Origin of the sequence: Blautia sp. MCC283, assembly GCF_018785565.1 — a bacterium.
Lineage (GTDB): Bacteria > Bacillota > Clostridia > Lachnospirales > Lachnospiraceae > Blautia_A.
This window is the reverse complement of record NZ_WQQB01000008.1, coordinates 1-17,997: the sequence shown is the minus strand read 5'-3', so window position 1 is coordinate 17,997 and position 17,997 is coordinate 1. Positions and strand designations below refer to the sequence as shown.

General features: G+C 43.7%; 14 protein-coding genes and 1 pseudogene. All 15 read right to left on the bottom strand.

Going from position 1 to position 17,997, the window contains the following annotated elements; translation table 11 throughout:
* Nucleotides 1–42 precede the first annotated feature (42 nt).
* Nucleotides 43–1,440 (bottom strand): alanine/glycine:cation symporter family protein, encoded by a 1,398-nt coding sequence (locus GPK81_RS02235; RefSeq protein ID WP_021977441.1) that lies wholly within the window; start codon nucleotides 1,438–1,440, stop codon nucleotides 43–45.
* Nucleotides 1,441–1,641: 201 nt separating this feature from the next.
* Nucleotides 1,642–2,670 carry an alpha/beta fold hydrolase gene (locus tag GPK81_RS02230; RefSeq protein ID WP_015525502.1) on the bottom strand — a complete coding sequence of 343 codons (1,029 nt, stop codon included), beginning with the start codon at nucleotides 2,668–2,670 and terminating at the stop codon, nucleotides 1,642–1,644.
* Between the two features lie 212 nt (nucleotides 2,671–2,882).
* Nucleotides 2,883–3,419, bottom strand: coding sequence for a nitroreductase family protein (locus GPK81_RS02225; protein WP_215706463.1), 537 nt, complete (start codon nucleotides 3,417–3,419; stop codon nucleotides 2,883–2,885).
* A gap of 232 nt (nucleotides 3,420–3,651) precedes the next feature.
* The gene (locus GPK81_RS02220) at nucleotides 3,652–4,584 is read right to left on the bottom strand and encodes a DMT family transporter (RefSeq protein WP_215706462.1); all 933 of its coding nucleotides are present in this window, start codon (nucleotides 4,582–4,584) and stop codon (nucleotides 3,652–3,654) included.
* A gap of 4 nt (nucleotides 4,585–4,588) precedes the next feature.
* Nucleotides 4,589–5,680, bottom strand: a complete 1,092-nt coding sequence (locus tag GPK81_RS17860) for a hypothetical protein (RefSeq protein WP_227574098.1) — start codon at nucleotides 5,678–5,680, stop codon at nucleotides 4,589–4,591.
* Nucleotides 5,661–6,395, bottom strand: a complete 735-nt coding sequence (locus GPK81_RS02210) for a class I SAM-dependent methyltransferase (protein ID WP_044962204.1) — start codon at nucleotides 6,393–6,395, stop codon at nucleotides 5,661–5,663. The genes GPK81_RS17860 and GPK81_RS02210 overlap by 20 nt, the downstream gene beginning before the upstream one ends.
* Nucleotides 6,396–6,541: 146 nt before the next feature.
* Nucleotides 6,542–8,515: a bifunctional metallophosphatase/5'-nucleotidase gene (locus GPK81_RS02205; RefSeq protein ID WP_215706461.1), complete on the bottom strand. Its 1,974-nt coding sequence runs from the start codon at nucleotides 8,513–8,515 to the stop codon at nucleotides 6,542–6,544.
* Between the two features lie 37 nt (nucleotides 8,516–8,552).
* Nucleotides 8,553–8,966: an EamA family transporter gene (locus GPK81_RS02200; RefSeq protein ID WP_174088277.1), complete on the bottom strand. Its 414-nt coding sequence runs from the start codon at nucleotides 8,964–8,966 to the stop codon at nucleotides 8,553–8,555.
* 59 nt (nucleotides 8,967–9,025) lie between these two features.
* Nucleotides 9,026–10,240: an AI-2E family transporter gene (locus GPK81_RS02195; RefSeq protein ID WP_215706460.1), complete on the bottom strand. Its 1,215-nt coding sequence runs from the start codon at nucleotides 10,238–10,240 to the stop codon at nucleotides 9,026–9,028.
* Complete coding sequence (locus GPK81_RS02190; RefSeq protein WP_215706459.1) at nucleotides 10,240–12,861, bottom strand: cation-translocating P-type ATPase; 2,622 nt, start codon at nucleotides 12,859–12,861, stop codon at nucleotides 10,240–10,242. The genes GPK81_RS02195 and GPK81_RS02190 overlap by 1 nt, the downstream gene beginning before the upstream one ends.
* Before the next feature lie 554 nt (nucleotides 12,862–13,415).
* Complete coding sequence (locus GPK81_RS02185; protein ID WP_215706458.1) at nucleotides 13,416–14,189, bottom strand: NifB/NifX family molybdenum-iron cluster-binding protein; 774 nt, start codon at nucleotides 14,187–14,189, stop codon at nucleotides 13,416–13,418.
* Between the two features lie 645 nt (nucleotides 14,190–14,834).
* Nucleotides 14,835–15,197 carry a type II toxin-antitoxin system HicB family antitoxin gene (locus GPK81_RS02180; RefSeq protein ID WP_117567313.1) on the bottom strand — a complete coding sequence of 121 codons (363 nt, stop codon included), beginning with the start codon at nucleotides 15,195–15,197 and terminating at the stop codon, nucleotides 14,835–14,837.
* A pseudogene (locus tag GPK81_RS18435) lies at nucleotides 15,181–15,273 on the bottom strand (toxin HicA); the annotation flags it as partial. The gene GPK81_RS02180 and the pseudogene GPK81_RS18435, both read right to left, overlap by 17 nt.
* Nucleotides 15,274–15,477: 204 nt before the next feature.
* Nucleotides 15,478–16,827, bottom strand: a complete 1,350-nt coding sequence (locus GPK81_RS02175; RefSeq protein ID WP_118368515.1) for an aminomethyltransferase family protein — start codon at nucleotides 16,825–16,827, stop codon at nucleotides 15,478–15,480.
* Nucleotides 16,828–16,847: 20 nt separating this feature from the next.
* A complete protein-coding gene (locus tag GPK81_RS02170) occupies nucleotides 16,848–17,792 on the bottom strand; it encodes an NmrA family NAD(P)-binding protein (protein WP_118514200.1) in 945 nt (314 codons plus the stop codon).
* Nucleotides 17,793–17,997: the final 205 nt, after the last annotated feature.

Below are 17,997 nucleotides of genomic sequence, written 5' to 3'. Positions count from 1 at the left end.
TCTGTTTGTTTTGATAGTCAAGTTTTTTTTTCAAAAACTCCTTCAGGCGTTCTTTCCTTCTCCGGCGAAGTACTCCTTCACAAGCTTTACAACCACACCGGAAAGCAGGAATACTGCAATCAGGTTAGGGATCGCCATCAGACCGTTGAAGGTCTCTGCGATACTCCAGAGAAGTCCAAGGTCAACAGTTGCGCCGATGATTGCTACCAGAGAGTACAGTACCATAAAAGGTCTGATAGCTTTTTCCTTAAAAAGGAACTCCGCACATCTGGCTCCGTAAAGTCCCCATCCAATGATAGTGGAAAATGCGAAGCAGCACATGGCAACTGCTGTAAAGATGGAAACCCAGTTTCCGTATGTACTGGTAAAACCGCTGATGGTAAGCTCCGCTCCTGCTGCTGCGCCATAACCAACCGGCACCCCGCTGCAGAGGATGACAAGCGCTGTCAGCGTACAGATCACGATCGTGTCCGTGAATACCTCAAAGATCCCGAAAAATCCCTGTTTTACAGGTTTTCTGGTGTCTGCACAGGCATGTGCGATGGAACCGGTACCAAGACCTGCCTCATTGGAAAAAATACCTCTGGAAACACCTTTTTTCATACTCATGAAAAAGCTTCCTACTACGCCGCCTGTCACAGATGCCGGATTAAATGCCCCTCTGATGATAGCGCTGAAAACCCCCGGAACATTTTTCCAGTTGATGATAACTACACCGACGGCAAGAATAATATAAAACAATGCCATAAACGGTACCAGCTTTTCTGTAACCTGGCCGATCCTTTTGATTCCGCCAAGCAGGATCATTGCCACAAGAATCGCAAGGATGATCCCCATAACAAGGTTTACCGTAGAAGTATTGTCTGCAGCGATCACATTGTAATTGATCAGTGCAGAATCAATAGCTGTTGTAATGGTATTAACCTGGGTTGCATTTCCGGTTCCGAAAACAGTAAGCACACCAAAAGCGGAAAACAGATATGCCAGCCAGTGCCAGTGTTTCTTAAGGCCGTTCTTGATGTAATACATTGGTCCGCCAACCAGATCTCCGTTGGCATTGGTCTCACGGAAATGTACCGCAAGTGTTACCTCGGAAAACTTCGTACACATTCCCAGAATTGCGGAAATCCACATCCAGAATACGGCTCCCGGTCCTCCGATAGCGATGGCACCTGCGACACCTGCAATATTTCCGGTTCCCACGGTAGCAGCCAAGGCGGTACAGACAGCCTGAAACGGTGTCAGACTTCCATCGGAAGCCTCACGTTTACGAAGCATACGTCCGATGGTTACCTTGATGGCATAAGGAAATTTCCGGATCTGGAGAAAATTCGTGCGGATACTTAAATAAAGACCCACACCAATAATACAAATCATTGCAGGAACGCCCCAGATGAAATTGTTTATGGCAGCATTCACTGATTCAATAACAGATAACATTCTATAATCCTTCCCTTATTTAATTTTGTCTTTTTGGATTGTACGTTTGTCTGTACAAAAAGACGATTCGTTAGATTATATCACATTTTTTGTCGAATGTATAAGAGAAAAGCTTTATAATTTTACTATGATAAAGAAAGGAAGTGAATAAAAGCTGCCAATCCTGTTGTTAAATATGTGATATACCTGTAGTAAAAATACTTATCTGTGATCAATATCATTTTCCGTATCGTCCAGGAATGTAAATATATATCCCCAGTATTTCTCCAGGATCTTACCTCTGCTTCCATAGATCTCATGCTTTGTTCCGATCATATGGATATAATCACAGCTTGTTTTTCCCTGGCGATTGATCTTTCCGGCAAAATTTTTCAGGGCACGGACAGACACCAGATCTTCCGTCTGGGCCTGGATGAGTAGCATTGGTGCCGTATATTTTTTCCATCCGTAGAGACGCAGATACCAGCTCATTTCCGCAGAAGCCCAGAGCCAGCCGTAGGATGGAGACCAGGTCTGGAGCTCCTTATGTTCTGCACGGAGATTTTTGTATCGCTCGTATCTTGGTTTTGATGTTGCAGAGCTTGTCTCAAAAGAACCGCTGCCATCGTAAGGCTTTCGACCAGCTACATATTCCTCATCTTTTCCGAAAATGCATTTCTCCAGAGCTATGCCGGTGGCTGCCGGCCACGGAACATTATCTGTAAGAGGACGGATCATCGGAGAAGAAAGGATCACCTTGTGAAACCAGTCCGGCTCCCAGGCTGCAGCAATACCACCGATGGCACCACCCATGGAATGTGCATACAAGTTAAGTGACAGATCCGGATGTGCTTTCTTTATGTAGCGGCATGCTTTCAGAAAATCGCGGATATATCTTCGCCATGTATCGATATGGACCAGAGACGGGTCTGCGGTAAGACGATAGCTGCGGCCATGGCCGCAATGCTCCGGAATATATACATGATAGCCTTCTTTAAGAAAATAATAGGCCACTTCATCATATTTTACTGCTGATTCTGTGAATCCGTGGCTGATGACTACCACACCTTTAGGCATATCAATATCAGACAGATACTGCAGCATATGGATCTTACCTGTGATCCGTTTGCTTTCATTACGAAACGGATAATCCGCACCCGGTACATAAAGCTCTCTTCTGTGAGACAGAAGATATGGCGTTACGATATTTTTCATGGTTTCTTCGTATTCATTTTCATGTATGATCTGCATATTGGTTAAAAACCTCCCTTGCTTTTACTGTATTGCTTTTTTGCTTCTCCCAAACTCTGCTTTTCAAAACCCTTCCATGTTGTCACAGCTGTTTTCTTACAGGATAACAGAATTCACTCCTCCAGGCAATCCTTTTTAGACCATTTTGCTCTTTAATTTCCATTAAAAAATGCCCGAACATTTTGATATGTACCGGGCATTTCTTCTATTATTTAATAAAATCTCACAATATCTTCCACATCTTTACGTTTCGGTCTTGCAGGCTCTTCGGCTGCTTTTCCGATGGCGATCACTGCCATTACCGTTTCTGTTTCCGGAATGGAAAGGATTTCACGGAGCTTGTCTCCGGCACGAAGTCCCATGATCAGGGTTCCATATCCAAGCTCCCTTGCCTTCAGGATCAGATTCTCGTTCTGAAGTCCCAGATCATAGCAGCCCCAGCCGTTTCCAAGCTCATTATCCGGTGTTCCGTCTTTCTGAAATCCGGCATGGTTATGTACAAAGGTTGTAACGATCAGGGAGGCATTCTCTGCCTTTGCCTGGTTCATTTCCGGCAGACATTCTCTGCTGACCTTCTCCACCATCTCTTCGGACATTACACAATAATATCTTCCGGTCTGGGAGTTTTTCCAGCTGGGTGCTTCCTGAGCGGCCCGGATCACTGCAAGAAGATCTTCTTTTGTGATCCTGCTCTCCGGGCTGTATTTACGGATGGTCCTTCTCTCTTCGATCAGTTTCTGAAATTCCATATTTTTTCCTCCTTACTGTCCGGTGCAGGATCTGCTTCCGGATCCTGCAGTTATTCCGGCATGGATTTTTATGTTCACACTTTTTATGGAGCTATTTTAACACAATGCCGTATTGAAATCAATTTCAAAACTCCGGCATCGTTACTGTTCATTCTGCGACCGTTACTGTTCACTCCGTTCTCAGCAACACGTTTCAAAAAATATTGCCTGGGAACAATAACTGCAATACCACTTATGAAGATTTTTTTTGATTTACCACATAAATTCCCACACAGACAAGAAACAGTGCGATGAGACTTCCCATATTAAATGCCTGATGTACCTCTCCCAGAACCAGTGCAGACAGGATCACACTGAACAAAGGATTTACAAAACCAAAGATCGCTACCCTGGATACATCATTCCAGGCAAGCAGCACTGACCACAGTGTATAGGCCACCGCAGACACCATTGCCAGATAAAAGATAATCCCGATACCGGCGACATTTACCACTCCGAAATGTCCTCCCATCCCTTTTCCGATCAGGAACAGAATGATCCCGCCCATGGTAAACTGCGTTCCGCTGAGCACCACCGGAGATACCTTTCTGGAAAAAATATTGATCAGCACCGTGGACATTCCGTAAGAAAACTGCGCGATCAGAATAAATCCTTCTCCTGTAAGCCTAAAACCTGCATCCAGAGAATTTCCCATGAGATTGATCACGACCACGCCGGCAAAACCGAGGATACAGCCGAGCATCTTTCGCCCGGTCATTTTTTCCTTGTGAAAAACAAGGCAGGACAGCAGGATCGCAATAAAATTCCCAAGACCTGTGATAATAGCGCCTTTTACACCGGAGGTATGTGCCACACCTATATAAAAGAAGAAATACTGACATACCGTCTGAGCCATACATACCGGCACCGCATATTTCAGAACAGTTCGATCCGGAAGCAGAACTTTGCGCTCACGCAAAGATGCAAAGATCAGTACAAGGATTCCTGCCAATGCAAAACGCACTCCTGCAAAAACGATCTGACTTGCCGTATCTGCAGAATCCATCTGCATCAGACGGTATCCTGTCTTAATCAGCGGGATCGCACTCCCCCAGAGGAGACAGCAGACGCAGGCAAGCGCTGCCACCACCCAGGTTTTTTTTAATATTGTTTTTGTTTGTTCCATTTGTTTATTCTCTCTTTCTCAAAACTTCTTCCATCTGACTGATCACAGCTTTTATTTCATTTATTGCACTGATACTTACGTCCCGGAAATCAAGCTTTTTTCCCTTTCCGTATAATTCCGCCTCATAAGCGCTGGCTTTCTCTTCATCTTTATCCTTGTATCGGGCTTTTCCGATCAGCCAGGCACTGGAATCCGCACAGTCCGGATATTCCGTATTTCCCCGGATCAGAAAATCCTCTGAAGCTTCCGTCAATGCTGTTTTCAGTTTTTCTGCTTTATCCAGAAATTCTTCCGTTGTCTGCGGATAATGTTCTTTTATATAGAGGAGATTTTTATGAATACAGGTGGCACTTTTTTCCATTAGTTTCCGTTCTTCCGGATCTTTGAAATTATCATATTCCCCAGGCCGGACTTCCCATCCGCGGATGGATTTGCTTAATTCCATCAGCCAGTATACATGACGGGAAATATCGTCCGGAAACATAAAATACGTAGAAAATTCATGATCGATCATAGGTGCAAGACTTATGATCCCGCCATCTTTATCACAGAGAAATGCTACATTTTCATAATGATAATTCTGGTCTCCCTTCAGGACAGAGATCAGTACCTGCATGGCAAGCTGTTCCGCCATTTCCTGATGCTCCTGCAAAAAATCAGCTTCAAAAATATCTCTATAATCATAAAACATCTGACAATAGTTTACATAATTATCTATATCTACCTTTTCATCCGGATATTTCCTGAAAAACTCCAGAAGATTCAAAAGGGATTCTCCTTCTTTATAGGCCATGGGTACTGCCGTTCCGTAGTCAAGATATTTTTCATTTACTGCCTCATACCCTTCACAGATGGCCAGTTCATACCTGGGCGCAGGCATAAAATATTCATTAATGATCGTTGACCAGAACACCTCTGCATAAGCATACAGTGGCGTGGAAAATGGTTTGGATTTCGTCAGTGGCTTGAAAATCATATTTCCAGGAAATATGGGGAAATGTTTTTCCCCGCTTACCACGCCTACAGCTTCAGACTTAAGATTTCCGATTCGATTTTTGTATTGATAGTGTCTGACTTTATAATACATAGCAGTCATATCGTATTGCCTTCCCCTTCAATGTATAAGACGGCTCCCGGCCGGCAAGACATTCACTTTTCAGCGGACGCTTGACGATGATCTTATCCGGATTTGCTCTGATAGCTGCATCAAAAAGATCCTTTTCCCCGGAACACGGTGGTTCCAGCTTCTGGATCAATTGAAGTTTCTTGTTGATCAGGCTGGATTTCTGTCTTGCCGGAAACATGGGATCCAGATAGATCACGTCTACAGGATCAAGAAGCTTTGACATACCTTCTACACTGTTTCCCTCGATCACCTTCATACGACCGGCAATATCTTTCAGATCCATATTTTTCTTGGCACGGCGAATGGCATCTTTAAGAAGGGCTGCGATCACCGGATTCTGCTCGTACAGCGTCACCTCATAGCCCTGGGCTGCCAGAAGAAAGGCATCCTCACCCATTCCTGCCGTAGCATCGATGGCCTTCCTTCCCTCCTTATCTGACTTCACCGCCTTCACCAGCATCTCATGCTGAAGTCTGCCTCTGGTAACTCTGTGAAGCATCGTCTCCACAAAATCCCCCTGATAGGTCAGCCCGAAACCGGACAGCGAAACGCCCCTGGAATCAAACCGCACCGTCAGAAAATCTCCCGGCTTATCCTGAAGCTGCGCTCCGGTCCTCCTGCAAAAGGCTTCCGCCATATCTCTCTGTCCGCCCTTTCCAAGACAAACTGCGATTTTATCATTCATTTCCCGATTCTCTCTTTCATGACTCTTTTTCATAAGCTCTTTCATTCTACAATTTTACAAAAGAAATTGCAATTCATCTCAAATAAAAGCTGTCGCTTTGCAATCTATTAACCGCTAAAGCGACAGCTTTCTTCTCAGCCGTATATTTATTTTGAATTTTTCTTTCCTTTTCTGACTTTGATCCTGCGGATCATCCTTCGGATCAGAAATACCACAAGCACAATGATCACAATAAAGATCAGACAAATACCTGCGATCATTGCCGAAAACTTATTCGGCTGCTTCACCAGATCAATGATATTTCTGCTGTCCTCCACAACCTTACGTCCATGTGTCGTCTCATAATACTCCGGCACATTGGCAATTCCGTCGCCGTCTGTATCCTCAAAGGACTGCATATATCTTGCGATCGCATCCCAGGCCTTTAATTCCCTGTCATCCTCCATGATCGCCTGATCTTCCAGATTTTCAATGGGATTCCCATCCCTGTCCTTCGGTTCAAGAGACAACAGTCCATAGGACATTTTCATCACAGAACCAAGCATCTGGCCGGTATACAGATCTGTCACAACATGATACAGCTTATCATCCTGGATTTCGATCCGTTCTCCGTCTGCCCTGGTGAGATAACAATCTGTCACCTTATTCAGGATCATCCGATGTGGATTGTATGCAAAATTCAATCCACTGCAATATAACCTTGCCGTTGTCATAAAATCTGATACAGAAGCGTCCACCTCCGCTGCCAGCTTCAGCTCTTTTCCGGTCAGGTATGCACTGATCAGCGGATATCCGGCAACACCGTCCTTTCCGATCCCCAGTGAAAAGGAATTAAAAACATCCTCTACTGTGATATCGCCCTTTGTGTATGTATCCCGCACGGTTCCGCTTGGAACAACGGCTACATCAACCGGATCACCATCATAATACTCGGAATTTTCCACTGCATATATGTATGCATCGGACATGATATCACCAAGATTCAACTCTTCGTGCTTCGTGCCCATTTCTTCCAGACTGTTGAATTCAACATCATTTTCAGCAAGAACCTCTTCCCTTGTATAGCCGAAATCGGCAAGATAATTCTTATCTACCGTATCCATCAGGGCATCGATCTGTTCCTGTGTCGCCTGGTCCGGTTTTACATCCTCAGAAACAGGGATCAGCTCATAGGATGTCAGCTCCCACCGTCCGTCCTGTTTCTGTGTCATGGAAAGTGATCCCAAATTTCTTCCGTATTCGCCGCAGGATACGATATATGTGTTCCCATGCTGAATTGCCTCTTTCAGCTCTGTGTGCGTATGTCCGCTGATGATCAAGTCGATATCCGGCACCTCTTTTGCAAGGATCTCATCCTCCGATTTGTTCTCATCCTCCCAGGTTCCTCCATGGGACACACAAGCGATCATATCCACTTTTTCATTTTTTCGGATCTCTTCTACCGTCTGTTTTACGGCCTCAACCGGATCCTTGAACTTTAATTCACAGGTCGGTGCACATTCCAGGGCATCCTTACCGAACACACCGACTACCGCAGCCTTTACATCTCCTTTTTGAACTACTACATAATCCTTCACACCGTAGGCTTCAAATGCCGACCGGATCTGCTTCTGACCATCGCTTAATCCATCCTGCTCCATGCTGTCCCAGTCCACGTTGCACACTACCAATGCCGGCACTGTCTCACCAGAAGTCTTCGCAGCCTCCAGCATATTTGCCATTCCCTTTGAACGATAATCATATTCATGATTCCCCAGAGTCGTCACATCATACCCCAGATATCCCAGCATCCGAAGCTCTGCCGCCTCCGTTTCGTATACGGTCTGGATCAGTGTTCCCATGGAAAAATCGCCGCCATCCAGCACCAGGGTGTCCGGATCTTCCTGCTTCTTTTCATCGATCAGGGTTTTGATCCTTGCAAATCCGCCAACATCTTTTTGCTCTCCATCTACGATGGTTGAAAAGCTGTTCAAATGCGAATGTGTATCATGGCTGAACAAAACATCGATCTGTTTTGCCTCGGCTGCTTCCACCGGGACATTCCATGCAAGAGGAAGCAGCAATGCAGCAATAAGCATGATCGCCAGCAGCCTTGCTGAAATTTTCTTTCGTGTTTTCATAACACTCTCCTTTTGTATATAGTTTTCTTATGCCTTTTCACAAAACCATCAATAATGTTCCCACACCGATCAAAATACATCCCATCATCGATTTTGCTGTGAATTTCTCATGCAAAAAAACAAATGCCAGTACCAGTGTGATCACAACACTCAGCTTGTCTATCGGCACAACCTTCGATGCATCGCCTATCTGCAGAGCACGATAATAGCATAACCACGAAGCACCCGTTGCCAGACCTGAAAGGGTCAGAAACAGCCAGCTTTTTTTGCTGATCGCTGCGATCCCGCCCTGGGTATTTGTGAGGAAAACCATTCCCCACGCCATAACCAGCACCACCATCGTTCGAATCGCTGTTGCAAGATTCGAATTAACACCGACAATACCTATCTTGGCCAGTATGGAGGTCAGCGCCGCAAATACAGCAGACAGCAAGGCAAACACAAACCACATAGTAACTCCCCCACTTAAATATAAGATTTTCTTAACTATCCCAATACAAGTCCATCATATCATTTCCCCTCTGATATGTCACTATTTACAATTTCCTCCGCCGTATATTCCTCTATTTCTGTCTTTGTCACCTGTTTGATATGCTTTTTCTTCAGGCGCAGATATACGAATTCCCGAAAGATAGTATAGAATACGGAAAGCAACGGAATGAAAACAAGCATACCTACAATTCCCATAAGGTTTCCGCCGATCGTAACTGCTGCAAGAACCCAGATCGACGGAAGTCCTACGGATTCACCCACAACATGAGGATAGATCAGATTTCCCTCGATCTGCTGCAGTACCAGAAATACTATAATAAATAAAATTGCCTGTTTCGGATTTACCATAAAGATCAAAAAGCTTCCCACCGCACACCCGATGAAGGCCCCGAAAATCGGAATCAATGCGGTAAACGCAATCAAAACTCCGATCAAAAGTGCATATGGCATCCTCAAAATACTCAGTATCACAACAAACATACAGCCGAGGATCACAGCTTCCAGACACTGGCCTGCAAGAAAATTTGCAAATGTCCGATAAGTCAGAGAACAGACTTTAAGAAAAGCATCTGCCTTTTTCTTTGGGAGAAAAGCAAAAAATACTTTTCGGATCTGCACATGCAGCTTCTCCTTCTGAAAAAGGACATAGCAGGCAAATGAAAAAGCAATAAAAAAGGTTGCCAATCCACTGACTATGGAACCCACTGCTGACATTGTGGTATTCATCATATTTCCTGCACCGTTTCCAAGAAGGCTTATCCCCCACTTGATCGCCTGATCCGGATTAAACTGTACCTGATCTACCAGCTTCATGATTTCCTGGTTATTATGGGAGAATTCCCGGATCCAGCTTTGCATCTGCGGAATAAAATCAGCGATACTCATCATCAAAGTTCCCATTGTCCGCGTAAGCTGCGGGATCACACCAAACATCACCAGTACGATCACGCCAACCGCAAATACGATCGTAAGGAACAGACTTATCGGTCTTGCCAGTTTTACACCTATCTTATTTTCTTTTTTTACCCTTCCAAAAATTTTCTTTTCCAAAAAGCTCATTGGCACGTTGGTCACAAATGCGATCGCTCCGCCAAGTACAAAAGGAAATGCGATCCCCCATATTGCTTTCAGCACATCGAGCACCACATCAAACTTCCACAGGGCGACCACAAGAAATACTGTAAACACAATAAGCTCCCGAATTTTTTTTACAGATATTTTACTTATATCCACTATCGTTCTCCTCTTTTTCCTAATTTCATGCGTATCCATTTAAGCAGCTGAATGATCGGAAGACTTGCAAACGCATACAGATATACATAGCCAAGCTGCATCAGATCCAACGTCTCTACTTTAAACAGGAGATGAAATCCTGGAACCGTCAGTACAACGGTAATGAGTACTGCCCCTAGTACAAATGCTCCCTGAAGCCATTTATTATTAAAGAAACGTTTTGTAAAGATAACCGGATGATCCGATTTGCAGTTGAATCCATGGAACAGACGTGCCAGACAAAGTGTTCCGAAGGCATAAGTACTGCCAAGCAGTGCACCATTCTGATGATATCCTGTCAAAAATCCGATCATCGTCATCATACCGATCACCAGTCCTTCCAGACCGATTTTACCAAGAAAATCCTTTGTCAGTATTGACTCGTCTGCTGATCTTGGTTTCTCATTCATCACCTCACTGCTGTGCGGCTCCACGCCTAACGCGATCGCCGGAAGACTGTCTGTCAAAAGATTGATAAACAGCAGATGTACCGGTGCAAAAGGAACCGGAAGTCCTGCAAGGGATGCACAAAGAACTGCCAGGATCGCACCAAAGTTTCCTGACAGAAGAAACTGGATCGCATACTTGATATTCTGATATAAATTTCGTCCGTTTTCCACTGCTTTTACAATTGTTGCAAAATTATCATCTGTAAGCACCATTGCTGCGGCATCCTTTGCGACCTCGGTTCCGGTCACTCCCATTGCAACACCAATGTCTGCCTGCTTCAATGCCGGAGCATCATTCACACCGTCTCCGGTCATTGCCACGATCATCCCCTTCTCCTGCCATGCACGGACAATACGGATCTTGTGCTCCGGTGACACTCTTGCATACACAGAAATATTCGGGACAAACTCCTTCAGCTGCTCATCACTCATATTTTCAATATCAGCACCTTCGCAGGCCTCTGACAGATCATGTAGGATCCCGATCCTTTTTGCGATTGCCGCTGCTGTGATCTTATGATCTCCCGTGATCATGACCGGCCGAATCCCCGCTTTTATGCATTCTGCAACTGCAGCCTTTGATTCTTCCCTCGGCGGATCCATCATAGCGATCAGGCCAAGAAATACCAGATGGTTCTCATCTTCTATCGTCAATACATGCTTCTTCGGAATTTCACGATAGGTAAATGCCAGTACCCGTAACCCTTCCATTGAAAATTCCTGATTCTGGCGCCGGATCTTTTCTTTATCTGCTTCTGTGATTTCCCGAACTCCGTCCTTTATCCAGATCCTGTCTGTCAGCTCCAGAAGCCGGTCAACCGCACCTTTTACGATCATCCGGTTTTCATCATCAATTCTGTGAAGTGTTGACATCATCTTACGGTCACTGTCAAAGGGAAGCTCTCCTTCCCTTGGATAAAGCTTTCTTACACCAGCAGCCTCGATTCCGTACCGGCTGCCCAGATTGATCAATGCCGTTTCCGTCGGATCTCCGATCTCCACTCCATTTTCGTTTGTTGAATCATTACATAAAATGCTGTAGTCCAAAAGACATCTCTGCGCCGGATCTGCTACATCAATTGCATCTGCTGTGATTCTTTTTCCATCAATATAATAATCTTCTACTGTCATTTTATTCTGTGTGAGTGTTCCGGTCTTATCCGAACAGATAACAGATACGCTTCCAAGACCTTCCACAGCCTGAAGCTTACGAATGATCGCGTGCTCCTTTGCCATCTTCTGTGTTCCGAAAGAAAGGACGATCGTCACGATGGAGCTTAAAGCTTCCGGAATCGCTGCGACTGCAAGTGCTACTGCAAACATAAATGCACTGCTGATCTTCTCACCGCGGAATACACTGATTGCAAACAGAATTCCGCAAAATATCAGGATCAGAATGGAAAGCTTCTTTCCAAAATCATCCAGATTCGCCTGAAGTGGCGTCTGTTTTTCCGAAGTCGATTTCAGAAGTCCCGCAATCTTTCCAACCTCTGTCTGCATTCCTACATTCGTTACAACCGCTCTGCCACGCCCATATGTGACAAAGCTTCCGGAAAACAGCATATTTGTCCGATCACCAAGCGGTGCTTCCTCCAAAATAATGTCCATACTCTTTTCAACCGCAAGACTTTCTCCGGTAAGGGCACTTTCATCGACCTTAAGGCTTGCATTTTCAATCAATCTTCCATCGGCCGGGATCATATCACCTGCTTCAAGAAGGATCACATCTCCTACAACCAGTTCTCTTGCCGGGAGCTGTACCGCCACACCATCACGTAATACCTTTGCCTCCGGTCCGGAAAGCTTCTTTAAGCTCTGCAGGGACTGCTCAGCCTTTACTGTCTGCACAGTTCCCAAAATCGCATTGATCGTAATAACGATCACGATAACTGCTGCACTTTCCACATCTCCAAGCATACCGGATATCACTGCCGATGCGATCAGGATCAGCACCAGAAAATCCTTATACTGTTCAAAGAAGATCTGCAAAATACTTTTTTTCTTTCCTTCTGCAAGCTCATTCCATCCGCACTTCTCTCTGGACCGTCTGACCTGTTCATCGGTAAGCCCTGATTCCCTGCTTTCCACACGCTCGAGAACTTCTTCTGCTGTCTGCTGATAAATTTCTTTCATTCCCTTTGCCTCCTTTTTTGCAAATATTCACCAACTGTAATTTTTTTATGCAATAAAGGATTTTTTGATAAAAGGATATAAAAAAAGAAACCCTTATTGCACAACAAAAAATGCAATAAAAGTCTCACCATTTCCCTGCAGCGCCGGATGTTTCCACCGTACTGACGACACTGCAAACGCAGATTTCCAAACGTAGGTTACTCCCCTTTATCAGTTTTAATAGTATAACAGGATCGGTACCTCTGTCAAGATACTTTATAAATCACACCTTGCAAATATGATACTCCGGTAACAGAAAAACTCCCATTTTTTGAATGGAAGTTTTTCTGTTACCCTGAAAGTATTATAGGCCTGCAGCCGTTTTATTACCTTTTAAGATTTATTACTCTGATCAGCCACAATATTTCCCTGTACAACTCTTCCCTGATCTTTTCCTTTTCTCAGTCCTCGAACTACCTGCACATTTTTTATCACTGCTGATAAAAACAAAAACTCATAATGACTGCAAAACGCCTTTGTACATCCTTGTGTATTATTATTTTTTGCTATTTTTCTTAATGACAGCTATGGCTTCCACATCCATGCTCGCCACATGTATATCCTTCCCCGTGGCTGTGCTCATGATGAGAACACTTAACATCCGGATTATAATCGAGTGTTTCATTGATAAACGCTTCTACTGCTTCATCCGCATCTCCGGAAACTCCTCCGAAAAGCTTAATGCCGACTGCCGCTAACGCTGTCTGTGCACCGCCTCCGATTCCGCCACAGATTAAAACATCTGCATTCAATGCATTAAGAACTCCCGCCAATGCACCGTGTCCGCTTCCATTCGTATCTACTACTTCTGAATGTACTACTTTTCCTTCCTCTACATCGTAAATCTTAAATGTTTCTGTGTGTCCGAAGTGCTGAAAAATCTGTCCGTTTTCATATGTTACTGCTATTCTCATGATACCCTCTCCTTTTTCCACTGCATATTTTTTGTAAATTTCCTGCTTGTAACACCCTCCAAAGTTGCAGTTACTGCTCTGGCCGTCACAGATTCTGAAATCCCCACCCTCGATTCTGAGTGGATATCCATCAATGAGAGCATCTGCTATTTTCTTCCTGGCAATCTCGTAAATCCGTTGAACGGTTGTTCTTGCGACTTGCATAGATGCTGCGCACTGCTCCTGACTATAACCTTTCTTGTCCAAAAGACGGATGGTTTCATACTCATCTACCGTCAGAACAATAGGTGTTTTTTTCTCAGTATCATCTGCCGGAAAGAATTCTAAAACATTGGGGAAATGGCAAACTTTTCTGCATTTTACTGGTCTCGGCATAAACTGCTCCTTTCTTGCTTTTCTTATATAATAGCTCTATAAAAGGCATATGTCAATAATATTTTTGACATATGCCCATATAACTCAGCTAATAGTATTATATGCATATACAGCATAAACTTCTCCTCACGACACATATATTTCAATGTTTTCCGCAAATCGACTATTGATAATGGAATAGAAAAAACAGTCTGTCATAACAGAAATTAATTCCATCAAAACAGACTGTTCTTTTTCCTTTACAAATATTACGTTAATGAGATTCCTGCCTCATGCCCATAGAATCTCTTTATTATCTCCTGCACCGGTTTCTCACATATTTCATAGCTGAGACAAGGTTTTTGGTGGTTCTTTTGGGTTTATTTTTCTTCTTTTGGGCTGGAAGCGGATGAAGATTGAATAAACGGGAGGCACTGGTTTTTGAAAAGGGATGTTACGAAAAAAATGTCAAAAGGCAGTGCGAAAAAATATGTGAATTATTCAAACTCGGCAAGTCCAAAAATATTCTTAAATGTATTTGTTTAAGTTTTGTATCTTTTTAGCCGTTATTTTATTTCTGTTGCATATATTATTTTAGCTCACTGATTTTCTGTTGCCAATTTGTTGCCAGCTTATTGTAAATGGTGTAGATAAGTTTGACAACATTTATTTTGAGAACACTGCATCATTTCTGGAAAGTAGATACACACAATATTGATTCATGCTGATTCCTTCCCGCTGAGAATGTTCTGCCAGTGATCTGTGCAGACTTCGTGGAATTCTCAATTTAAACTGCCCAGAATAATCTTCCAAACTATCTGGTTCATGAATCTCTACGCCTTCTTCTAATGCAGCTTCAATCCATGCTTTTTTTGCATCCAGTGCATTTGCTACCGCACTCTCCACTGTCTCACCACAAGTAATGCAACCAGGCAAATCCGGATAAGAAACTACAAATCCGCCTTCATCTTTATCTTCCACAATTTCCATACGATAGGACATTGCCATATAATCATTCAGCGTCTTCATCATTCTTCGCCTCGCTTTCTACAATCTGCCTTACCATTTCTACATATACTTTCTTGATTGGTTCGTGCTTTGGTATTACCTTTATTTCCTGCATTTCTTCCTACATCTACAAGATAATCTGCTACATGAGAAATAAATTCTATATTATGTTCAATAATTAATATAGGTATATGTATTAAGTTAAAAGAATAAACCTGTAAACAGCAGATCCCCTGCAAAGCTTGAAAACTCTGCAGGGGAACACATAAATTTTATTTTCCCTATGTAATCATCTCCGGTTTCATCTTTCAAAAACAGGTATATCCGAAACATCCCGCTTTTCATTACGGATATAATCCTGATTATACGGGAATCTGGCAACCTTTGCGCGAACCTTCATCTGGCGGGTTCCCGGCGTTCCCCAGAGTATTTCAAGCTCCGTCCCTTCTTTGGCATATTCTGCGGAAATGAAGGCCAGAGAAATCATGCTGTTATAGGTATAAGAGATGATTTTTCCGCTTGTGATCCCGATCTCCTTATCTGCAGCCAGCACCTTATCCGCCCGGTACTCAAAACCAAACTCTCTGACACAGAAATAGTATTCAAGAGCGCATGGTTTGGTAATATCCTCGCAGGGTTCCTCCCCAGGGCTGAGCATGGTTGCAAAGACTTCTGCCACATCCTCGGCGTTCCACTCCAGGGTTACGCATTTTTTTTGGGGCTTTTTCGACATTTCAAGGAGGGCTTCTTTTCCAATGAAGTCATGATTGTATTTAATCAGGAAATCCCATCCCACATCATAGGGAGTAACAAAGCGAGCCTGAAGATCATCCCCCACACTTCCGAGAAGCCTTCGATTGAGATTGAACATGGATAACTGAGGCACTGTGCGCATATATTCTGTCATTTTCTCGCTGGTTTCCAGCCACGGAAGCGGATAGTGAAGATTGATATTCGGGAATCCGGCCTCCGTATGGTTAAACATGTTATAAGCCTGGAGCCCAAGCTTTCTTGCTCCCAGCTTTTCACCTGCCGCCCATACCAGATTATAGATCTCCGCATAATCCGCCATATCTCCGTGAATTTCATAAGCAAGGTTGCCGGACATGCCAAGCCGGATGATGCGTACCTGTTTTCCGTTTACCTCCTGGATTCTATGTCTGCCGAATTTGATGTCGTGAAGATTGGCCTGGAATGCGTTTTCCAGAATCTCTAAGGACTTTTCACCGTCAATCTGGATAAAATATTCCTTTCCGCTCATGTTTTCGCCATGCACATCCAGATCTGATGTATTGACATAATAAGAGATCACCGGATCAAGCCAGTAGGTTCTGTAACGATCTTCTCCGATACGGATTACAACGCCGTCTGTCAGAATCTGACCTTTCTCATTGCACATTACGGCATGGCGTATGCCGTTCATTCCCAGCGTGGTAAAATCATTTGTACAAACCTGTCCCATTAATTTAACGGCATCCGGTCCGTATACATCATAAATGGGGGATGTCATAAGCGCCGTTCCAATCCATGCGCTGGTCTGATATGCCTTGATCTCATCCTCCACGCCCGTATAAGCATATGCCGTAATAAAAGATCCCTGTGGGAACAATAAGGTGGCGCCTTCCAGCGCCGGATTCATCATTTCTGCCATTTTTCGTCCTCCTACTGTTTTTAATTATCTGTAGATGTTCTTGTTCCGATTAAATGATTTTCCATATCTTCAAACATTTCTCTTACCGTGATGGGCTTTTGCCCTGTCAGCTTTTCAAAATCATCTGTAAATGTACTCATTTGATTCAGACGGATTGCCCTGCCAAAGGACACCATTCCATCTGAGCAAAATGGAAAGTTCTTCGCCGTGTCCGCCCACATTTCCTCCGTTGTCCTTGGAACGCCGATAGAGTCAAAGAACTCATACATCTCATCATCGTTGATATATTGATATTCCGTCTTTTTACCCGTAACCTCCGAGGCGATTGCCATGTACTGTGCAATTGTCAGAAGCTCGGCTCCATTTATATCAACAATTCGATCTTCCCAATCAGACATTGCCGCACAGGCCGCCGCAAGCGCACAGTCATCCCTCGAAACAAATGCCATTTTCCCATCTCCCATGTTATTGCGGATGATGCCGTTTGTATTTTCAACTGCTTCCACAAATGTGGAGACCATTGCTTCCGCATATTGGGAATCTCGAAGAATCAAATAATGGATGGGCTGTTTTTTGATATACCTTTCGGTCCATACATGATCGTTTACTTCGTAAGCATTGATATCCTCATGTCCGGCTCCTACAATCGATGTATAAACCAGTTTGTTTACACCTGCCGCCACAGCCGCATCAATTGCAATTTTATGTGCCGCTCTTCTTTTCGGTCCAACGAATGGCATGGAGATCAGAATAACTGTATCCGCATCTTTAAATGCTTCCGTCAGTTTTTCCGCATTGTTAAAATCGGCAATTCTGGTTTCAATGCCCATTGCCTGGTATTTTTCAAGACCATTTTTTGTTGGAGCCGTAAAAATCAAAGCTTCATGAGGATATTTTTCCAGCAATACACGGGCTGATCTGCTTCCAAAATTTCCGTCTACTCCATTTAACAATATCTTTTTCATAAAAAATAATCCTTTCAACTATATAGTTATAATATTAAAAAATCGATACCCCTTTATAGGATGCTCCCTCAGCTCTTTTTATTGCCTCCTTCCTTTTGTCTGAATTATATTATCTCCTCTCTAACTCACGACAAACGCATGAATGGTTAGCAACTGCAAATTCTATTTTTTTCTACTTTTTAAGCTTCTAAAAGCTCTTCTAAAT